Annotated in this window: 15 protein-coding genes; 8 read left to right on the forward strand and 7 right to left on the reverse strand. The window is 67.4% G+C overall.

All coding sequences use genetic code 11. The features are described from left to right. Positions 1-78 precede the first annotated feature (78 nt). From ACSQ3N_RS09225 to ACSQ3N_RS09255, 7 genes are all read right to left on the reverse strand, one after another. Positions 79-2,238, reverse strand: coding sequence for a TonB-dependent receptor (locus tag ACSQ3N_RS09225; protein WP_056173782.1), 2,160 nt, complete (start codon positions 2,236-2,238; stop codon positions 79-81). A 314-nt stretch (positions 2,239-2,552) separates the two neighbouring features. Then, entirely contained in the window at positions 2,553-2,885 is a 333-nt protein-coding gene (locus ACSQ3N_RS09230; protein ID WP_056173785.1) for a DUF3325 domain-containing protein, read from the reverse strand. Positions 2,886-2,888: 3 nt separating this feature from the next. Beyond that, the gene (locus ACSQ3N_RS09235) at positions 2,889-4,580 is read right to left on the reverse strand and encodes a PepSY-associated TM helix domain-containing protein (RefSeq protein ID WP_235507509.1); all 1,692 of its coding nucleotides are present in this window, start codon (positions 4,578-4,580) and stop codon (positions 2,889-2,891) included. Positions 4,581-4,705: 125 nt separating this feature from the next. Then, positions 4,706-5,014, reverse strand: coding sequence for a hypothetical protein (locus tag ACSQ3N_RS09240; protein ID WP_056173788.1), 309 nt, complete (start codon positions 5,012-5,014; stop codon positions 4,706-4,708). Between the two features lie 451 nt (positions 5,015-5,465). Beyond that, positions 5,466-5,822: a hypothetical protein gene (locus ACSQ3N_RS09245; protein ID WP_156372225.1), complete on the reverse strand. Its 357-nt coding sequence runs from the start codon at positions 5,820-5,822 to the stop codon at positions 5,466-5,468. A gap of 129 nt (positions 5,823-5,951) precedes the next feature. Further along, positions 5,952-6,428, reverse strand: a complete 477-nt coding sequence (gene bfr, locus ACSQ3N_RS09250) for a bacterioferritin (protein WP_056173789.1) — start codon at positions 6,426-6,428, stop codon at positions 5,952-5,954. 217 nt (positions 6,429-6,645) lie between these two features. Next, the gene (locus ACSQ3N_RS09255; RefSeq protein WP_162241099.1) at positions 6,646-8,703 is read right to left on the reverse strand and encodes a carbohydrate-binding domain-containing protein; all 2,058 of its coding nucleotides are present in this window, start codon (positions 8,701-8,703) and stop codon (positions 6,646-6,648) included. 310 nt (positions 8,704-9,013) lie between these two features. Here ACSQ3N_RS09255 and ahpC point away from each other — a divergent pair, with 310 nt between their 5' ends. The 8 genes from ahpC (at position 9,014) to ACSQ3N_RS09295 (ending at position 18,324) form a co-directional block, all read left to right on the forward strand. Continuing rightward, positions 9,014-9,589, forward strand: coding sequence for an alkyl hydroperoxide reductase subunit C (gene ahpC, locus ACSQ3N_RS09260; protein WP_056173794.1), 576 nt, complete (start codon positions 9,014-9,016; stop codon positions 9,587-9,589). A gap of 211 nt (positions 9,590-9,800) precedes the next feature. Then, positions 9,801-11,417 carry an alkyl hydroperoxide reductase subunit F gene (gene ahpF, locus ACSQ3N_RS09265; protein ID WP_056173797.1) on the forward strand — a complete coding sequence of 539 codons (1,617 nt, stop codon included), beginning with the start codon at positions 9,801-9,803 and terminating at the stop codon, positions 11,415-11,417. A gap of 343 nt (positions 11,418-11,760) precedes the next feature. Then, entirely contained in the window at positions 11,761-14,016 is a 2,256-nt protein-coding gene (locus tag ACSQ3N_RS09270) for a TonB-dependent hemoglobin/transferrin/lactoferrin family receptor (RefSeq protein WP_056173799.1), read from the forward strand. A 41-nt stretch (positions 14,017-14,057) separates the two neighbouring features. After that, the gene (locus ACSQ3N_RS09275) at positions 14,058-14,405 is read left to right on the forward strand and encodes a hypothetical protein (RefSeq protein ID WP_056173802.1); all 348 of its coding nucleotides are present in this window, start codon (positions 14,058-14,060) and stop codon (positions 14,403-14,405) included. Next, positions 14,402-15,556, forward strand: coding sequence for a hemin-degrading factor (locus tag ACSQ3N_RS09280; protein ID WP_056173804.1), 1,155 nt, complete (start codon positions 14,402-14,404; stop codon positions 15,554-15,556). Before ACSQ3N_RS09275 ends, ACSQ3N_RS09280 begins: the two co-directional genes overlap by 4 nt. Beyond that, positions 15,546-16,436 (forward strand): heme/hemin ABC transporter substrate-binding protein, encoded by an 891-nt coding sequence (locus tag ACSQ3N_RS09285; RefSeq protein ID WP_156372226.1) that lies wholly within the window; start codon positions 15,546-15,548, stop codon positions 16,434-16,436. The genes ACSQ3N_RS09280 and ACSQ3N_RS09285 overlap by 11 nt, the downstream gene beginning before the upstream one ends. Continuing rightward, complete coding sequence (locus ACSQ3N_RS09290; protein WP_436146122.1) at positions 16,433-17,515, forward strand: FecCD family ABC transporter permease; 1,083 nt, start codon at positions 16,433-16,435, stop codon at positions 17,513-17,515. The genes ACSQ3N_RS09285 and ACSQ3N_RS09290 overlap by 4 nt, the downstream gene beginning before the upstream one ends. After that, positions 17,512-18,324 carry a heme ABC transporter ATP-binding protein gene (locus ACSQ3N_RS09295; RefSeq protein ID WP_436146123.1) on the forward strand — a complete coding sequence of 271 codons (813 nt, stop codon included), beginning with the start codon at positions 17,512-17,514 and terminating at the stop codon, positions 18,322-18,324. The genes ACSQ3N_RS09290 and ACSQ3N_RS09295 overlap by 4 nt, the downstream gene beginning before the upstream one ends. The last annotated feature ends 84 nt before the right edge of the window (positions 18,325-18,408 follow it).

Here is an 18,408-nt window from a genome sequence, read left to right on the forward strand (position 1 = left end):
GTAGCTGCTACCGCTTGTCTGTCAAGTGGCAGCAGCCATTTCTATTGAAAATTCGCAGCAGGCAGATGGCCTGGCGCGTCAGAACCGCGTGCGCAGCGTCACCTGCAGTGCGCGGGGCGAACCGGGCAGGATCAGGTTGTCGTTGCTGCCGTGGGCGGACACGTAGTACTTGCGGTTGGCCAGGTTCTTGATGTTCACGTCCAGGTCCCACTGGCCCACCGTGTACTGCAGCGCCGCGTCGAGCGTGGTGTAGCCGGGCAGGGTGACCAGGTTGGTCAGTGACGTGAAGCGCGCACCCACGTAGTTCACGCCGCCGCCCGCGCGCAGGCCGTGGCCCAGGTCCTTCATGGCCCACAAAAATGCCGAGTTGCGCGGCGTGAGTGCAGCCACCTTGCCCTGCGCCGCGATGGCCGCCGTGGGCAGCTGCAGCGAGCCCGTGGTGGCCAGCGACCGGGTCATGCGGCCATCAAGCCACGCGTAGCCCGCGCTCACGTCCCAGCGGTCAGGCAGGCGGCCATTGGCGGTCAGCTCCAGGCCGTTGGTGCGCTGCGTGCCCACGTTGATCTGGCGCGATGGGTTGGTCGGGTCGGTGTTCTTGATGTTGGTGCGCTCGAGGTTGAAGAGCGCGCCGGTGAAGTTCAGCCGGCCGTCCAGCACGTCGAGCTTCACGCCGATTTCCTTGTTCTCGGTGATCTCGGGCTCGGCGCCGGTGTTGTTGGCAGCCAGCGCAAAGGTCTCGGCCGAGGGCTGGAACGACTTGCTGTACGACACGTAGTACGACAGCGCATCGCTGGGCTGCCACACCAGGCCCGCGCGGGGGCTGAACTTCTTGTCGGTGCGCGACAGGCCCGCGAGCTTGCGGTCGAACGTGGTCTCCTGGCCGAACACGTCGTAGCGCGCGCCGACCAGCGCCTTCCACTGTGGTGCCAGCGTGATCTGGTTTTGCCAGTACAGCGCGGCAGTGTCCTGCGTGGTGTGGCTGGGGATGGCGCCGTCGGCCGCAAAGCTGGCGGCCGGGATGGCGGGGGCAGGGCGGTTGCCGGGGTTGAAGATCGGCACGCGGTCCGCGCCGCCCGAGACGGACTCGGCGCGCTTCTTTTGCTGGCCCAGCTCCACGCCCATCAGCCATTCCTGCTGGAAGCCGCCCAGCTGGTTGCGCCAGGTGACGTCGGTCTGGTTGAAGAAGCCTTTTTCATCGCGCAGGATGAACGAGCGCGTGCGGCCCACCGTCAGGTTCACCGGGTCGGTGGTGCCGCCGGGCAGGGTGTTGTAGCGGTCGAGCGCGTAGTCGTACAGACGCGTGACGTTGCGCACCGACCAGTCGTCGTTGAAGCGGTGGTTCAGCGTGGCCGCGAACGACTGCATGGTGCTGGTGGTGGTGTCGTCCCGCGCGGCATTGCTGGAGCCGTAGTAGGTGCTGGCGGGCACGTTGACGGGCCGGCCATTGAGCGCCGGAATCCCGAAGTCCGTCAGCCGCTTGTCGCGGGCGTTGGTGTACTGCAGCAGCAGGTCGGTCTGCGCCGCGAGCTTGAGCGCGAGCGATGGAGCGAAGTTGTGGCGCTTGACGAACTGCTGGTCGCGGTAGCTGCCCGACTCCTCCACCGCGGCGTTGATGCGAAAGGCCGCGGTGTCGCTGATGCCCACATTCACATCGGCCGTGGCGCGGCGGTAATCGAAGCTACCGAGGCCCAGCGACGCCTCGCCCGAGGTCTCGCCGAACTTGGGCTTCTTGGTCACGCGGTTGATCAGGCCGCCCGACGAGCCGCGCCCGTACAGCACGGCGGCGGGGCCCTTGAGCACTTCCACGCGCTCGATGTCGGCCAGGTCGCGGAAGTACAGCGCATCGTCGCGCACGCCGTCGACAAACTGGTCCGCAATGGCCGTGAAGCCGCGGATCACCACCTGGTCGCGCTGGCCGTCGCCGTGGCTCATGGCCACGCCGGGCACGTTGCGCAACACGTCTTCCATCGACCGTGCGCCCTGGTCGCGCATAAGCTGCTCGGGCACCACGTTCACGGCCTGGGGCACATCGCGCAGCGGCGCGCTGCCCTTGGTGGCCGAGGTGCTGGCGGCGGGCGAATAGCCGTCGTCGCCCGTGGTGGACTGCACCGTGACCTCGCCCAGCGTTTGCGGTGCGGTGCCGGGTGGCGGGCTCTGGGCCCACGCAGCGCTGCAGAGCGCAGCGAGCAGGGCGGCCGACAGGGGCCTGAGCGTGAGAGATCGCTGAAATGCGTGCATGATTTTTCCGTTGGTTGTGTGCGCAGCGCAGGTGAAGACAAGCTCGCGCCCCGTGCCTGGCTGGGGCCGGTGGTCGGCCTTGGCTGGGAGGTGTGCGAAGCGGTGAGAGGAAACGCGGGAGACCGAAGGGAGCGAGGAGAACGAGAAGAGCCAGAAGAACCGGAAGAGCCAGGAGAACGAGTGGCAGCGGATAACGCGGTAGACGGGCAATCGCCAGGAAGGAGGGCAGGCAGAAAGGGCCGTCGCGTTGATGCGCGGCTGCGCAGGTCTTACGGCTGCGTCAGCTGCTCAGCAACGTGCGGCGCCGTGCTCCATCACCATCCGCCGGCCCATGCCAGCAGGCCGGCTGCCAGCGCCAGGCCCGCTGCGGGTGCCGCATGCTTCGGCTGCCAGGTCACCATGGCGGTGACGGCCACAGCCGCAACCGAGAGCGCGACCGTCCACGCTGTCACGCCCAGCGAGGCCGGTGCGTCGCCCGACGGACGCGCCGCCAGCCACAGCGAGAGCAACAGCAAAAGCCATCCGGCGCGGCGCAGGTGCAGCAGGCGGCGCGCCGTGCCCCCCTGGCCCAGGGCGTCTTCGTGGTGGCGGTCCATGCCCAGCGCGATGGCCGACCATGCGGCAAAACACAGCAGAAAAGCGGACATGGATCAGGCCCCCGTAGTGGAGACGTCGGGCGTGGCCGACAGCGCCGGTGCAGCGGGCTGCGGGGCCGATGCGTTGCCGGTTGCGGCGTGGCGCGGTGCCTGGGACACCGCCGCCCGGCCCTTGGCCACGCGCCCCGGGCGCAGCCGCCAGGACAGCCAGCACAGCAGCAGGCCCGTGGCCAGGAACGACAAGTCCATGCTGGCCCAGATCCATTCGCCCGCGGGCAGCGTGATGCCCAGGTGGGTGTGGGTGGTCAGCGCATTGATCAGCGGCAGGGCCGTCCACACCACACCCGCGGCCCCCAGCGGCACCGACCAGCCCATGCGGCTCGGCCGCACCACAGCGCACGCCAGCGCCCACAGCAGCGCGATGCCCCAGGCGCTGAAGAACCAGCCCAGCTCAGTATCGGCCCGGCCCTCGATGCCCACGGGGATCAGCCGGTTGGAGGCCACGTACACGCCACAGGCCAGCGGCAGGCCCGCCAGCGTGGCGATGTTGATGGCGGCCACCAGGCGCTCGCCGAACGGCGCCTTGGTGCGCGCTGCGGCTGCGTCCTGGCGGCCGGCTTTGGTTTGCGACAGGGCGCTGCGCTTGACGGTCCACAGCACCATGCCGGTGGCGATCATCAGGCTGCCCAGCACGCCAAAGCCGAACAGGGCCCAGCGCATGCCCGCATCGGCAAAGCGCGCTAGGTGCAGGCCGTACAGCACGCCGTAGGTCTTGGCGGCCGGGCCGGTGGGGTCGGCCTGGTCCAGCCACTGGCCGGTGGTGGCGTCGAACAATAGGCGCGGCGGGCGGTACTGCAGGCGGTCACCCTCGTGGCGCGTGACCTCGACCACTGCGCGGCCCTTGGCATCGCGGCGCGCCTGCACGCTGCCGATGCGCCCGCCGTCCCAGCGGGTGCGGGCCTCCTGAAGGATGGGCTGCAGCGCGATGGCGGGCAGGGGTTCCACCTTGTCGCCCGCGCCGCGGCGGGGGCGGCTCTCGGCCTTCTCGCCCTGCAGGTCGGCAAAGTACGCGTTGGAGTCCACGCCTTTTTCATTCTTGTACGTGGTGGCGATGCCGGCGGGCATGTACAGCGTGTGGAAGATCATCAGCCCGCTGAAGGTGATCATCAAATAGAACGGCAGCACCAGCACGCCGGTGACGTTGTGCGCGTCCAGCCAGGCACGCTGCCCGCCCTTGGTGGGGCGGAAGGTGAAGAAGTCCTTGAAGATGCGGCGGTGCGTGATCACACCCGTGATCAGCGCGACGAACATCAGCATCGTGGCCACGCCCACCACCCAGCGGCCTTCGAGGGTCCAGCGGCCCTTCTGGGCCGTGCGCAGCTCGAAGTGGAAGCGGTAGAAGAAGTCCCCGCCCATGGTCTGGCGCGCCTCGATGGCTTCGCCTGTCTGTGGGTTCATGCGAAGCGTCTCGAACCGGCCATTGCCGGTGCCGCGCCACAGCAGGTTGACGGCGGGGTCGCGCTCGTCCGGCAGGTGCATGATCCACTGCGTGACCTCGGGCGACTTGCGCACCAGCGCATCCAGCGACTTCTGGGCCACCTGCGCATCCGCCGCGGGCAGGCCGTGCATCTCGGGGCGCATCCACAGGTTGAACTCGTTCTTGAAGAACGACAGCGTGCCGGTGAGGAAGATCGCAAACAGCAGCCAGCCCAGGATCAGCCCGGCCCAGGTGTGCAGCCACGACATCGCCTGGCGAAAGCCCTCGCGGTCGTTGGGTGTCCTGGCGGCTTTGGCCTTGGCGTTCACAGTAGCCGCCGTGGGCGTGCCCGCTGCAATGTCTGCGGACGCGTCGGGTGTCAGTGTGGTGGTGTTCATGCGGCGGCCTTCATCCATTGCGGCGCCATGGCGCAGGCGCCCAGCACCAGCGCTGGCAGCAGCGTGCCCGCCCAGGCTCCCAGGGCGGTGCGGGCATAGAACGCCCAGCCCGCGGCCATGGCGTAGGCCAGCCAGGCCAGCATGGTGGCGGTGAGCACGGCTTCCACCCGCGGCATGAACTGCGCCAGCCCCAGCGACAACGCCGCCGCGAACCCCGCCGCCAGCGCATAGCCGCCGCCAATGGCCGCCACAGCGCGAGAGGTGATGGCCAGCCGGTAGCGCCAATCGACGCGCGCGGCCTTCATGGCGTGCCTGCCGCAGGTCGGCAGCGGGCCAGCGGTGATCCCATCGGTGGGGACGAAGGCGACGAAGGCGACGAAGGGGAGGCCCCGGGCAGGCAGGGGCTGGCGGTGCGGCGCAGCATCAGGGATGGCTCCAGGCAGGTTTGCAGGCGAAAACGGTCAAACGCTGGCTGCAGCGGCGGGGCGGCAAGGCCCCGGCTGACTGGCTGGCTGGTGTTCAGGAGATTCAGGCCAGCGTGCGGCGATCACTGGATGCCCATGGCCTGAGCATCAGGCGGGCGTCGCAGGGGTCAACGCTGGTCGTAAGAACGCATTCTACTTTTGTTGAGAAGCATTCGCATTCGTTGGGTCCAGACTTTTGCTGTCTTGATGTGCGGTTGCAACATTCTGTGACGCGGTCGCGTGTCTTTGGGGGCATGGCCGGCCCCCTTAGCAATCTACTGGGGCCCAAATATCAGGCGACAGGCTCGTTCTCCGGCAGCAAGCCTCTGTCACCGAAAACGGAAAATGCGGCAGCTGCTGAAGCTTTGACGCTGGACCACCTCACCCCATCTTCGGGCCGCAAAAATTGAGGCGTAACTTTGCAAAACTCGTCTATATCGGCTTGAACCCGAGACAGTGCGTTCAACTCACGCAGCGTAAAAGCCGGGGCGCCGAAACTTTCAGCCACAGGCGCGTCGTTGGTCCAATCGCTCCATTGATTGACAAGCTCTGCCAGATCCTCGTCTTTGTCTGCGTGCGCAGCCGCTCCCAGCCATTCGAACAGGCGGTTGCGTATGCGTTGTGCTACGAGCTGGTGGGACGCTTGCATAAGTCAGGAGCCTAACGAAAAAACTTGGTTGAGCAGGCACAAAAAAACGGGCCGAAGCCCGTTTTCCTGATTTCTTCTTTGCTTTTTTCGTGGAGCGCTCTGAGAAAACTGAAGTCTTTGAGGTCTTGCTTACTCTGCCTCGCCCATCTGGGATTGCAGGTAGTTTTGCAGGCCGACCTTGTCGATCAGGTCGATCTGGGTTTCCAGGAAGTCGATGTGCTCTTCCGTGTCGTCCAGGATCTTTTGCAGCAGGTCGCGGGAGACATAGTCGCGCACCGTTTCGCAGTGGGCAATGCCTTCCTTGATCGTCGCCTGGGCGCCTTGTTCGGAGCGCAGGTCGCAGGCCAGGATCTCCGGCACGTCTTCGCCGACTTGCAGCTTGGCGAGGTCCTGCAGGTTGGGCAGGCCGTCCAGCGTGAAGATGCGGTCCATGAGCCAGTCGGCATGCTTCATCTCACCGATGGATTCCGAATACTCCTTCTTGGCCAGCTTGTCGAAGCCCCAGTGCTTGAGCATGCGGTAGTGCAGGAAGTACTGGTTGATGGCAGTGAGTTCGTTCTTCAGCTGGGCCTGCAGATGGCCAATGACCTGTGCGTCACCTTTCATGGGGACTCCTTGTTTGTTCTGTGGATTCGGGCCCGATTGTCGTGACCTCGATCAATCACCGCAAGCCAAACCCCTGTGTCTTCGCTCTGTCTGCGTGTGATGCTGAGTTGTGTTCGCATCTGCAAGGCAAAAAAAGGCTGGCCGCCCTCTGGCAACCAGCCTTTCACGGCGCATGGCGCGCCGGTTGTCCTCACGCAGGCATCAAGCCATCACGCGCTCACGGCAGCACGATCGCCACTTCCTTCTCGGCGCCCGAGGCCGTGGCTTTGCAGACCGCGTACACCGTCTGCGCGGCGGTGGTGCCCAGCGACAGCGACTTGGAGTGGCTGAGCCCGTTGGCGGTGGCGGCGATGTCGTCGTACAGCGCGCCGTAGCTGTTGCCCGTGGTCCACGACGCCCGGCACGCGGCGGCCTGGTTGGTGGCCAGCACGTAGCTGGCGTTGTAGCCCGCGTGGGTGACGGTGCCCACGGTGACGGCCAGCGGTGTCTGGGTGGCAGGGGGCGTGCCGGTGCCGGGCAGGCCGGTGGACTTTAAGGCGCCCACCGGGATCTGCACCATGTAGGCATCCACATCGGTGGCGCTGCCGGTGCCCCAGTTGGAGTTGAACAGCACCTTGGTGAAGTCGCGGTTGACGGCGGCGTGCGGCTCGGACCAGTAGCCGTTGGAGACCACGCGGGTGAACGCCAGGTTGTGCACCTGCGGGTTGTCCTTGAGCTCCAGCGCCATGAGCTTGCGGTGGAACCACTGGCGGCCGCCGTACTCGCCATAGGTGCTCAGCAGCACCCAGCCCGGCTTGCTGAAAGCCTTGCCCGAGAGGTGCAGTGCCGTGGCCGAGCCGTTCAGGTAGCTGGGCAGCAGGAAGGTCCGCACGCCGGTGCGCAGGTTGACCATGAAGATGTCGCCCACGTTGGCCTGGTAGTCCACCGACACGTACACGTCGTCGCCGTTGGCGTCGATGGCCAGGTCCGAGTGCTCGGACTTGTGCAGCAGTTTCTTCGATTGGCTGAAGTCGCGCGAGTAGGCCACGGTGCCGCTGGCATCGTCGCCCGAGACCACGCAGTAGTTGCCGCTGGGGCTCATGCTCACGTGGTCGGGGCGCACACCGTTGGTGTTCTTGGTGCCGAGGATGGTGTTGGTGTCGCGGTCCCAGGTGACCACGCCCAGACTGTTCCAGGCGGCGTCTTCCACCATCAGGCACCAGTAGCGGCCGTCCTTGGAGGGCGAGCCTTCGGAGCGGGTCCATGCCGCATTGGCACCGGGCCAGCGGGCCTTCAGGCGCGCGGCCAGGTCACCCAGCACGCGCGTGGTGCCAGTAGCGGTGTTGAGCTCGTGGATCTGCATGCCCACGCCGTTGGTGGGCAGGTAGTACAGCAGGTCCGGGTTCGTGGCGTGCCACTGCGGCTCGGCGTCGGCGGCCAGGAACGGCAGCACCTTCAGGCGGGCATGGGTGTGGGCGTCGTACAGATGCCAGTGGCCGTCGAGCGCGTAGACCAGGTGGCGCGTGCTGTCGGCGTTGAAGGGCTGGCGGCGCGAATAGTCGTTGCGCGCGAAGGTCGACACGCCGTCGGCCGTGTGGTTCGTGGCGCGCGTCAGGCAGGTCTGGTAGTTGGGCTCGGCCAGGGCGGTGCCCTTGGCGGGGTTGGCCAGCGCAGCAGCGGTGTCCAGGGTGCGAGTGGTGCTCAGCGCAAAGGCAGGGCGCGCGTCATAGAAGGCCTTGCAGCCGGGGCTCAGGGCGGATGCGACGGCCGAGCCGCCCGGTGCGGCAAAGCGCAGCGCGCCGTTCCACAACACCGAGCGTTGGCCGGGGATCACGTCCAGGCCGTCGAACGCCTTGTCGCCGATGCCGCGGTCCAGGGTCACGCCCTCGGCCGTGGCGGCCACGGTGGTGCCGTTGACCGTGATGGACTCCACATACAGGTTGCGGTCTTGGCCGTTGGCATTGAGGTCGTTGGTGAACACCACGTCCACCTTGTCGCCGCTGCCGATGGCCGGCACCGAGAAGCTGTAGTTCTGGTAGGTGGTCTCGCGTACCTCGGTGTCGGCCACGGCCACCCCGTTGACGCGCAGTTGCATCAGCGCGCCGACATTGGCCAGCAGGCTGGCCCGGGCGCGCACCACGAGGTTGGCGGCCTCGGCCTGCGCCTGGGCCGAGCTGGCGGCCCGCATGTCCGCGGCGGTGCTGGCGGTGTCGCTGCCCCCGCCGCCACAGGCGGCCAGGGCCAAAGCGGCCGTCCCGCAAGCCACTGCGCGGGTTAAAGATCTGGTGGTGTTCATTAAAACGACCCTCTCGTTCAGTTGATGAGTTGTGCTGCCATGGCCTCTGCCCTTTGGGGGCAAGGGATGCATGGCTTTGTAAGAAGCGCAAAGAGGGGCCACCAGAGCTCACGCCGTTTCAAACGGAAACACAATGACCGCGGAGATGGCGATGCAGGTGGGGTGGCGCGGGGGGCTTTTCATCACCCTGCCATGCAGGCTTTGTATAGTCACAGTCAATTGATTCAATGCAATCAATTAATTGGATTCATGGGCTCAATGGGCCTAGACTTCAGCCTTGTTCAGTCAACCAACCATTAAGGAAACAGCAATGTCCCTGATCAACACCGCAGTTCAGCCCTTCAAGACCACCGCCTTCGTCAACCGCAACGGCAAGGGCGAATTCATCGATCTGACCGAAGCCGATCTGAAGGGCAAATGGTCTGTGCTGATCTTCATGCCTGCAGCGTTCACCTTCAACTGCCCCACAGAAATCGAAGACGCTGCCGACAACTACCCAGAGTTCCAGAAGGCCGGCACCGAGGTCTACATCGTCACCACCGACACGCATTTCTCGCACAAGGTGTGGCACGAAACCTCCCCCGCCGTGGGCAAGGCCAAGTTCCCCCTGGTCGGCGACCCAACGCACCAGCTGACCAACGCTTTCGGCGTGCACATCCCTGAAGAAGGCTTGGCTCTGCGTGGCACCTTCGTGATCAACCCCGATGGCGTGATCAAGACGGCCGAAATCCACTCCAACGAAATCGCCCGCGACGTCAAGGAAACCGTGCGCAAGCTCAAGGCTGCCCAGTACACCGCCGCCAACCCCGGCCAGGTGTGCCCCGCCAAGTGGAACGAAGGCGCCAAGACCCTGGCCCCATCGCTGGACCTGGTCGGCAAGATCTAAGCCGCCACCGATTCGGCAGAGCGCCCCAGCCCGGGCGCTCCAGAGCCGGACAGCGTCATGGCGCGTGTGCGCCATGCCGTCCGGCTTTTTTTCGCCCGTACTTTTCGCTCGTACTTTTTACGCGGGCCGAGGCGACAGGCATTGCAAACGCCGGTGTTTGCCACACCCTAAATAGACGACCACCCAAGAATTCAAAGCAAAGGACACCACCATGCTCGACGAACAACTCAAGACCCAGCTTTCCGCCTACCTGGAGCGCGTGCAGCAGCCGTTCGAACTGGTGGCGTCCCTGGACGACAGCGAGACCGCCCGCGACATGCTGGACCTGCTGACGACCATTCAATCCCTGCGCAGCGACAAGATCACGCTGCGCACCGACGGCAACGATGCGCGCAAGCCGTCGTTCACCCTGCAGCGCGTGGGCGCCACCAACAGCCTGCGTTTTGCCGGCCTGCCCCTGGGCCACGAATTCACCTCGCTGGTGCTGGCCCTGCTGTGGACCGGCGGCCACCCGCCCAAGATCGAGCCCGAGGTGATCGAGCAGATCGCCGCGCTCGACGGTGACTTCAGCTTCGACGTCTACATGAGCCTGACCTGCCACAACTGCCCGGACGTGGTGCAGGCGCTGTCGCTCATGGCCATCGTCAACCCCAAGATCAAGACCACCGTGATCGAAGGCGGCGCCTTCCAGCAGGAAGTGGCCGACCGCGAGATCATGGCCGTGCCCATGGTGTTCATGAACGGCCAGGTGTTTGCCTCGGGCCGCATGTCGGTCGAAGAGATCATCGCCAAGCTCGACACCGGCGCTGCCGCCCGTGACGCGGCCAAGCTGTCGGCCAAGGCACCGTACGACGTGCTCATCGTCGGCGGTGGCCCTGCAGGCGCCGCAGCCGCGGTGTATGCCGCCCGCAAGGGCATCCGCACCGGCGTGGCGGCCGAGCGCTTCGGCGGCCAGGTCAACGACACGCTGGCCATCGAGAACTACATCTCGGTGCTGGAAACCGACGGACCCAAGTTCGCCGCCGCGCTTGAAGCCCACACCCGTGCCTACGACGTGGACATCATGAACCTGCAGCGCGCCGACCAGCTGATCCCCGCGGCTGAGCCCGGTGGCCTGATCGGTGTGAAGCTGGCCAATGGCGCCACGCTGCAGTCGAAGACGGTGATCCTGTCCACCGGCGCGCGCTGGCGCAATGTCAACGTGCCCGGCGAAGCCGAGTACAAGAACAAGGGCGTGGCCTACTGTCCGCACTGCGACGGCCCGCTGTTCAAGGGCAAGCGCGTGTCGGTCATCGGCGGCGGCAACTCCGGTGTCGAGGCCGCCATCGACCTGGCCGGCATCGTGGCCCATGTCACGCTGATCGAGTTTGCCGACCAGCTGAAAGCCGACGCCGTGCTGGTCAACAAGCTCAAGAGCCTGCACAACGTGACCATCCACACCAACGCGCAGACCACCGAGATCACTGGCGCTGACGGCAAGGTCAATGGCCTCAAGTACAAGGACCGCGCGACCAATGTGGAGCACCTGGTGCAGCTCGAAGGCGTGTTCGTGCAGATCGGCCTCGTGCCCAACACCGAATGGCTCAAGGGCACGGTGGAGCTGTCCAAGTTCGGCGAGGTCATCGTCGACTCGCACGGCCGTACCAACATCCCCGGCGTGTTCGCGGCGGGTGACTGCACGACGGTGCCGTTCAAGCAGATCGTGATCGCAGCGGGCGATGGGTCCAAGGCCGCGCTGAGCGCGTTCGACCACCTGATCCGCATGCCGGTGGTGGCCCAGCCTGTGGCTGCGGCGCCCGCAGCCGCGGCGGTGGCAGAAACAGTGTGACAACGGGCATAAAAATGGCCGCTGCCGCTTGATAGTAAAGCGCTAGAAGCTATTGATTTCATAGCAAATCGCCAGCTATTGCCGTGCAGATCCAGGGAGCCTTCGGGCTCCCTTTTTTCATGGTGCGGCCGATGGATGCCGCCTGGTGCAAACTGCTGCGCCCGGGGTGGGTGCCCAAACCCCAAGACGCTACAAGGAATAATTTGCAACATATGTATTGATAATTATTCTCATATAGAATAACCGCTTCGTTGCCAGCGGACGTGCCAGCACCCGAGCGGTGAAACGGCGCGCAGAGCCAGCTTCCTGTCATTGATTTCGACCAGAGAAGAAGGGCCCCCCCGTGGCGCACGCATCCGCACTCCGCTCCCGCACGTTCAACCTCCATCCCGTGGCCTGGCTCGTGGCCTGTGCACTGGGCACCGCCTGGAACGCCCAGGCCCAGGGCGCGCCAGGCCCGCTGGGTGCAGGGCAGCTCATCGCTGCCGGCCCGGCGCTCAAGGAGGTCGTCATCAGCGGCTCGCGCAGCGAGCAGGACCCGGGCGAGCTGCCCATGAGCATCGACGTGATCAACGCGCAGGCCATCGAAGAAGGCCAGGTGCGCGACATCCGCGATGTGGCGCGCGATCTGCCCAACGTGTCGGTCGCGCGCTCGCCCGCGCGCTTCACGCTGGCCAGCGGCTCCACGGGACGCGAGCAGAACGCGGGCTTCAACATCCGCGGCCTGGACGGCAACCGCGTGCTGATGATGGTGGACGGCATCCGCCTGCCGCGCAGCTATGTCTTCAGCGCCAATGCGTTCGGGCGCGACTACCTGGACATCGGCCTGCTGCAGCGCATCGAAGTCGTGCGCGGCGCCACGTCGGCGCTGTACGGGTCGGACGGCATGGCGGGCCTGGTCAACTTCATCACGGCCGAACCATCGGCCTTCCTCGACGGCGACAAGCGCATCGGCGGGCGTGTGAGCCTGGGCTACGACGGCGACGACCACGGCAAGCGCGTGGGCGCCACGGTGGCGGGCAAGGCGGGCGACACGGTGCAGTGGCTGCTGGGCGGCAACGTCACGCGCGCCAGCGAGCTGGACAACATGGGCACCAACAGCGCGGCCAATGCCGACCGCACCCGCCCCAATCCGCAAAAGGACCAAAGCGGCGCGCTGCTGGGCAAGGTCATCCTCACGCCCGGCGGCGGCCAGCGCCATGTGTTCACGCTGGAGCATGTGGACAAGACCTCCGACTACGAGCTGCTGACCGCGCGCTCCAAGCCGCCGCTGGCCGCCACGTCCGTGCTGGGCTCCACCTCGTTCACCGACATGCAGCGCAGCCGTGCGACGTGGGAGGGCGCGTGGCGAGTGAACTCGGCGCTGGCCGACGACCTGAAGGCAACGCTGAGTTTTCAGGACTCGCATTCGCGCGAATACGTCACCGAAGACCGCAACACCGCTGCCGACCGCGTGCGCGACGTGACCTACGACGAGCGCACCTGGCAGGCCAACCTGCAGGGCAGCAAGGTGCTGCGCGCGGGCGCTGGCGGCCTGGTGCAGAAGATCACCTACGGTTTTGACTACACGTCCGCCAAGGTCGAGAACCTGCAAACCGGTGTGACCCCGCCGGTGGGCGAGACCTTCCCGCTCAAGCGCTTTCCGGACACCACCGAGACCAGCGCCGCGCTGTACGTGCAGGACGAGTTCGTGACCGGCCCCTGGAGCATCACCCCGGGCGTGCGCTTCGACACCTTCCGCATCAAGGCCGACCAGGCCGGCTTCGGCGCGCAGGCCGTGTCCCTGTCGGGCAACGCCACTTCGCCCAAGTTCGGCGTGCTCTACCGCGCCAGTGAGCAGTGGAGCGTGTTCGGCAACTACGCGGCGGGCTTCCGTGCGCCCAACGCGGGGCAGGTCAACGCCTTCTTCGAGAACCCGGTCAGCAACTACCGCACGGTGCCCAACGCCAACCTCAAACCTGAAAAGAGCCAGAACTTCGAGCTGGGCGTGCGCGGCCGGCTGGACGCGCTGTCGGTCGAGGCTGCAGCGTTCACGGGCCGCTACAAGGACTTCATCGAAGACCTGCGCCAGGTCGGCGGCACCGGTGCGCCGGGCAACCCGCTGGTGTTCCAGTCGGTCAACATCGGCCGCGTCAAGCTCAACGGCTTCGAGGTCAAGGGCGAGATGCGCTGGGGCCAGTGGGCCGGTGGGCAATGGACATCGCCCTTCAGCTACGGCCAGACGCGCGGGCGCGACACCGCCACCGGCAGGCCGGTGAACACGGTGGACCCATCGCGCCTTGCGGCGGGCCTGCGCTACGACACCGGCGGCTGGATGGCGCGCCTGGATGCCACCCACGCCGCCGCCAAGAAGCCGAGCGACGTGGCGTTGGCCACGGGCAGCACGCAGTACCTCACGCCGTCGTACACGGTGCTTGACCTGTCGGGCCAGTGGCGCATCCGCAAGGACCTGCGCCTGAACCTCGGCATCTACAACCTGACCGACAAGAAGCACTGGCGCTGGGCCGACGTGCGCGGCCTGGCCGCCAACGCCAACTTCATCGACGCCTACAGCCAGCCCGGCCGCTCCGTGCGGGTGTCGCTGGTGGCCGATTTCTGAGTTCCGCTTTCAATCCCAGGCACCCACCCCAGGAGACCACCATGAGCCACGCTCCCGACCTGCCCGATGCAGGCAGCCACACCGACGAGGAATACAGCCTGCCCTGCGCCGAGGCGCTGCTGGCCGGCACGCTCGCCCTGATGACGGGCTACGTGCAGGCCTGCTGCGACAGCCACCGCGACGCCATGGGCCGCAAGATATCGGCCAACCTGCAGATGCTGGCGGACGCCGACGGCTTTACCGCCCACTTCCGCACGGTGGTCTGGAGCCTGCAAGGGCGTTGGGAAGAGCAGTGCAAGGCCCGCCAGGACACTGCTGCCACGGCCGCCATGGTGGCCGCCGAGCAGCGCCGCGTGCTGTGGCACACCGCGCCGGAGGCCATGCAATGATCGCCGCCGTGACGACCGCACAAGGCTTTGCGGCGGCTGCTGCGCCGATTGCCGCGCCGGACATCCGCGCGCAATTCGCCGCTGCACGCGCAACGGGTAAACGCGCCAAGGATGCGGCCGAGAGCATCGGGCTGTCGGAAGGCGCTGCAGTGGCGGCCCACGCGGGCGAGCACGACCACCCGCTCAAGGTGGTACCGCTGCAGGGCTCGTGGCTGCACCTTCTGCAGGCGCTCGAAGCCTGCGGCCCCTTGATGGCGCTGACGCGCAACGAAGGCACGGTGCACGAGAAGACCGGCGTGTACACGCACGTCTCGGCCACCGGGCCGGTGGGCATTGCGCTGGGCGAAGACATCGACCTGCGCCTGTTCTTTGCGCAGTGGCATGCCGGCTTTGCCGTGACCGAGCTGGCCAACGACCCCGCCAAGCCGCCATCGCGCAGCCTGCAGTTCTACAACGCGCAGGGCCGTGCGGTGCACAAGATCTTCACGCGCGACGCGACCGATCTGGCTGCGTTCGATGCGGTGATCCACCGCTTTGCACAGCCCAGCGCCGGCTATGTGTTTGGCGCCGCACCTGCGCCAGCGGCAGTGCTGCCTGACGCTGACATCGATGCCACCGCGCTGCGCGAGGCCTGGGCCGCGATGAAGGACACGCATGAGTTCTTCGGCATCACCAAGAAGTTCGGCGTGGAGCGCCAGCAGAGCTTTCGCCTGGTCGAAGGCCAGTTCGCGTGGCGTGCCACGCCGCAGGCCGTGCCGCGCCTGTTGGACGAGGCCGCGGTGGACGGCCTGCCCATCATGGTGTTCGTGGGCAGCGGCGGCTGCATTCAGATCCACACCGGGCCGGTGCGCAACATCCAGCCGCTCGATACGCCGCACGCGCAGTGGATCAACGTGCTGGACGAAGGCTTCAACCTGCACCTGCGCACCGACATGATCGCCAGTGTGTGGGTAGTCGAAAAACCCACCGCCGATGGCGTGGTCACCTCTGTCGAAGCGTTCGACCACGCGGGCGAGCTGATGGCCATGTTCTTCGGTGCGCGCAAGCCCGGCAAGCCGGAGCTGCAGGGCTGGCGTGACCTTGTGGCGGGCCTGCCCGAGCTGCAGGAGCAAGGGGATATGCAAGCGCAGGAGACAGCCCATGCCGCGTGACGAATGCATCGATGCGCAACAGGGCCGCAGGCAACTGCTGCGCGGGCTGGCCGCACTGCCGCTGCTGCCTGCTCTGGGCGCCGAGCGCGCACTGGCGGCCGGCCCGGCGCGCATCGTCTCGCTGGGCGGTGCATTGACCGAGGTGGTCTACCTACTGGGCGCACAGGGCCAACTGGTGGGCACCGACACCACCAGCCTGTTCCCCGAGGCCGCGCTCAAGACCGCCAAGGTCGGCTACATGCGCCAGCTGTCGGCCGAGGGCCTGCTGTCCCTAAAGCCCGACGCCGTGGTGGGCACCACCGAGGCCGGTCCGCCCGTGGTGCTGGACCAGGTGCGCAGCGCCGGTGTGCGGGTGGAGCTGGTCAAGGCCGACCACACCTGGGACGAGGTGCAGCGCAAGGTCGCCACCGTGGGCCGCGTGGCCGGCCGCGAGCGCGAGGCGCAGGCCTTGCAGGCCGACCTGGATGCGCAGTGGGCCGCGGTGCAAAAGCTGGTGGCCGCGTCCACGCGCCGCCCGCGCGCGATCTTCATCCTGTCGCACGGCGGCAGCCCCATGGTGGCGGGAACCGGCACGGCGGCCGATGCGCTGATCCGCTTTGCGGGCGCCACCAACGCCATCACCCAGTTCGCAGGCTACCGGCCGTTGACGGCCGAGGCCATGGCCAGCGCCGCGCCGGAGGTGCTGCTCAACAGCACGCAGGGCATCGAAGCGCTGGGTGGCGAGGCAGCCTTCTGGCAGCGGCCTGAACTGGCCCTCACACCCGCGTTCCGCCGCAAGGCGCTGGTGGCCATGGAGGCCAGCCACCTGCTGGGCTTTGGCCCACGCCTGCCCGGCGCTGTGCGCGAGCTGCACACCCGCACGCAGGCGATCACGGCGTGAGCGGCGTGGCCGTGGCGCAGCCGGGGGCGCGCTGGTCTTTGCGGCGCCTGTCGCCGCGCGCAGCGTTGCTGTGGGGCGTTGCGCTGGTGGGCCTTGCGTTCGTGTGGGCCAGCACGCAGGGTGCATACGCCATTGCGCCGGCCCAGCTGTGGCAGGTGCTGCTGCAGGCCCTGGGCGCGGCGCCGTCGGCCGAGCAGGCACCTGAATATCTGGTGTTCATCAACATCCGGTTGCCGCGCCTGCTGATGGGCGTGGCCGCGGGGGCGGGCCTGGGGCTGGCCGGCGCGCTGATGCAAGGCCTGTTCCGCAACCCGCTGGCCGACCCGGGCCTGATCGGCGTGAGCAGCGGGGCCGCACTGGCGGCCGCGCTCACCATCGTGCTGGGCAGCCACTGGCTGCCCGACCTGCCGCGCACGCTGGGCAGCTGGACGCTGGTGGGCATGGCGTTTGGCGGCGGCCTGCTGGTCACGGCGCTCATCTACGGGCTGGCACAGGCCGATGGCGGCACGCGCATGGGGCTGATGCTGCTGGCCGGTGTGGCCGTCAATGCGCTGGCGCTGGCGGGGCTGGGCTACCTCAACTTCATCTCCACCGACGAGCAGCTGCGCAACATCCAGATGTGGCTGCTGGGCAGCCTGGGCGGCGCGCGCTGGAGCGCTGTCGCCCTGGTCGGCTCCATCGTGGCCTTTGCCTGCGGTCTGGGCCTGGCGCTCGCGCGCCCGCTCAACGCGATTGCCCTGGGCGAGGCGCAGGCGGCGTTGCTGGGCGTGCCGGTGGAGCGCACCAAGCGCCTGGCGGTGCTGGTCACCGCGCTGGCCGTGGGCGCTGTGACCGCCGCCACCGGCATCATCGGTTTCATCGGCCTGGTGGCGCCGCACTGGGTGCGCCTGGTGGCCGGGCCGGACCACCGCGTGGTGCTGCCGGGCTCGGCCCTGCTGGGCGCTGCGCTGGTGCTGGCGGCCGACGTGGTGGCGCGGACCGTCGTCAAGCCGGCGGAGCTGCCGCTGGGGGTGCTCACAGCCTTCATCGGTGTGCCGCTGTTCCTGGCCATGCTGCGCCAGTTCCGGAGCAAGGTATGAACGCCGCCTCGCTCCATGCCGGCGATCCGCTGGTGTGCGATCAGTTGGCGGTCGGCCTGCCGGGCCGGCCCTTGCTGGCCACCGTGCATGCACGCTTGGCCCCTGGCCGCTTCACCGCCATCCTCGGGCCCAACGGCGCAGGCAAGTCGACGCTGCTGTCCATGCTGTCGGGTCAGCGCGCGCCGCGCTCGGGCTCGGTCAGCCTGGGGGGCAGGGCGCTCTCTGCGTTGGGCGCATTGGAACTGGCGCGCCTGCGCGCCGTGCTGCCGCAAGAGACCGCGGTGGCCTTCGACTTCACGGTACGAGAGGTCGTGGAGATGGGGCGCTTTCCGCACCGCCAATCGCCCAGTCAGCACGAGGCGCGCATCCCCCGCGACGCGATGGAGGCCACCGGCGTAGCCCACCTGGCGCAGCGCGGCGTCAACACCCTGTCGGGTGGCGAGCGCGCCCGCGCCCACCTGGCCCGTGCCCTGGCGCAGATCTGGGAGCCCCGGCCCGACGGCGCCACGCGCTGGCTGCTGCTGGACGAGCCCACCGCCGCGCTCGACCTGGCGCACCAGCACCAGGCCATGGCCCTGGTGCGCCGCTGGGCGGTGGAGCAGGGCATCGGCGTGGTGGCGGTGCTGCACGATCTGAACCTGGCGCTGCGCTATGCGCACGACGTGGTGCTGATGGGGGCAGGGCGCTGCGACGTGGGGCCCGTGGGGCAAACGCTGGACGCGGCAGCCATTGCGCGCGTGTGGGGCGTGCAATGCTCCGAAGTGCGCGCCAGCGACGGTGTGCCGCAGTTTTTGGTGGCAGCGGGATGATGCGCAGATGACGATTCGGTCATCCCTCCAAGCCTTGTCCTTGGCTGCGTGGGGACATGGCCGTCTGCGGATGCTGCATCGCGG

The organism is Acidovorax sp. LjRoot194, assembly GCF_964253015.1.
Classification (GTDB): Bacteria; Pseudomonadota; Gammaproteobacteria; order Burkholderiales; family Burkholderiaceae_C; genus Acidovorax.

What these genes read in the sequence shown, in the direction of transcription:
- ahpF (WP_056173797.1), top strand. Translation starts at nt 9,801, where the DNA reads ATGCTCGACGAACAACTCAAGACCCAGCTTTCCGCCTACCTGGAGCGC.
- ACSQ3N_RS09240 (WP_056173788.1), bottom strand. Translation starts at nt 5,014, where the DNA reads ATGAAGGCCGCGCGCGTCGATTGGCGCTACCGGCTGGCCATCACCTCT.
- ACSQ3N_RS09235 (WP_235507509.1), bottom strand. Translation starts at nt 4,580, where the DNA reads ATGTCGTGGCTGCACACCTGGGCCGGGCTGATCCTGGGCTGGCTGCTG.
- ahpC (WP_056173794.1), top strand. Translation starts at nt 9,014, where the DNA reads ATGTCCCTGATCAACACCGCAGTTCAGCCCTTCAAGACCACCGCCTTC.
- ACSQ3N_RS09245 (WP_156372225.1), bottom strand. Translation starts at nt 5,822, where the DNA reads ATGCAAGCGTCCCACCAGCTCGTAGCACAACGCATACGCAACCGCCTG.
- ACSQ3N_RS09285 (WP_156372226.1), top strand. Translation starts at nt 15,546, where the DNA reads ATGCCGCGTGACGAATGCATCGATGCGCAACAGGGCCGCAGGCAACTG.
- ACSQ3N_RS09275 (WP_056173802.1), top strand. Translation starts at nt 14,058, where the DNA reads ATGAGCCACGCTCCCGACCTGCCCGATGCAGGCAGCCACACCGACGAG.
- ACSQ3N_RS09230 (WP_056173785.1), bottom strand. Translation starts at nt 2,885, where the DNA reads ATGTCCGCTTTTCTGCTGTGTTTTGCCGCATGGTCGGCCATCGCGCTG.
- bfr (WP_056173789.1), bottom strand. Translation starts at nt 6,428, where the DNA reads ATGAAAGGTGACGCACAGGTCATTGGCCATCTGCAGGCCCAGCTGAAG.
- ACSQ3N_RS09295 (WP_436146123.1), top strand. Translation starts at nt 17,512, where the DNA reads ATGAACGCCGCCTCGCTCCATGCCGGCGATCCGCTGGTGTGCGATCAG.
- ACSQ3N_RS09255 (WP_162241099.1), bottom strand. Translation starts at nt 8,703, where the DNA reads ATGAACACCACCAGATCTTTAACCCGCGCAGTGGCTTGCGGGACGGCC.
- ACSQ3N_RS09225 (WP_056173782.1), bottom strand. Translation starts at nt 2,238, where the DNA reads ATGCACGCATTTCAGCGATCTCTCACGCTCAGGCCCCTGTCGGCCGCC.
- ACSQ3N_RS09280 (WP_056173804.1), top strand. Translation starts at nt 14,402, where the DNA reads ATGATCGCCGCCGTGACGACCGCACAAGGCTTTGCGGCGGCTGCTGCG.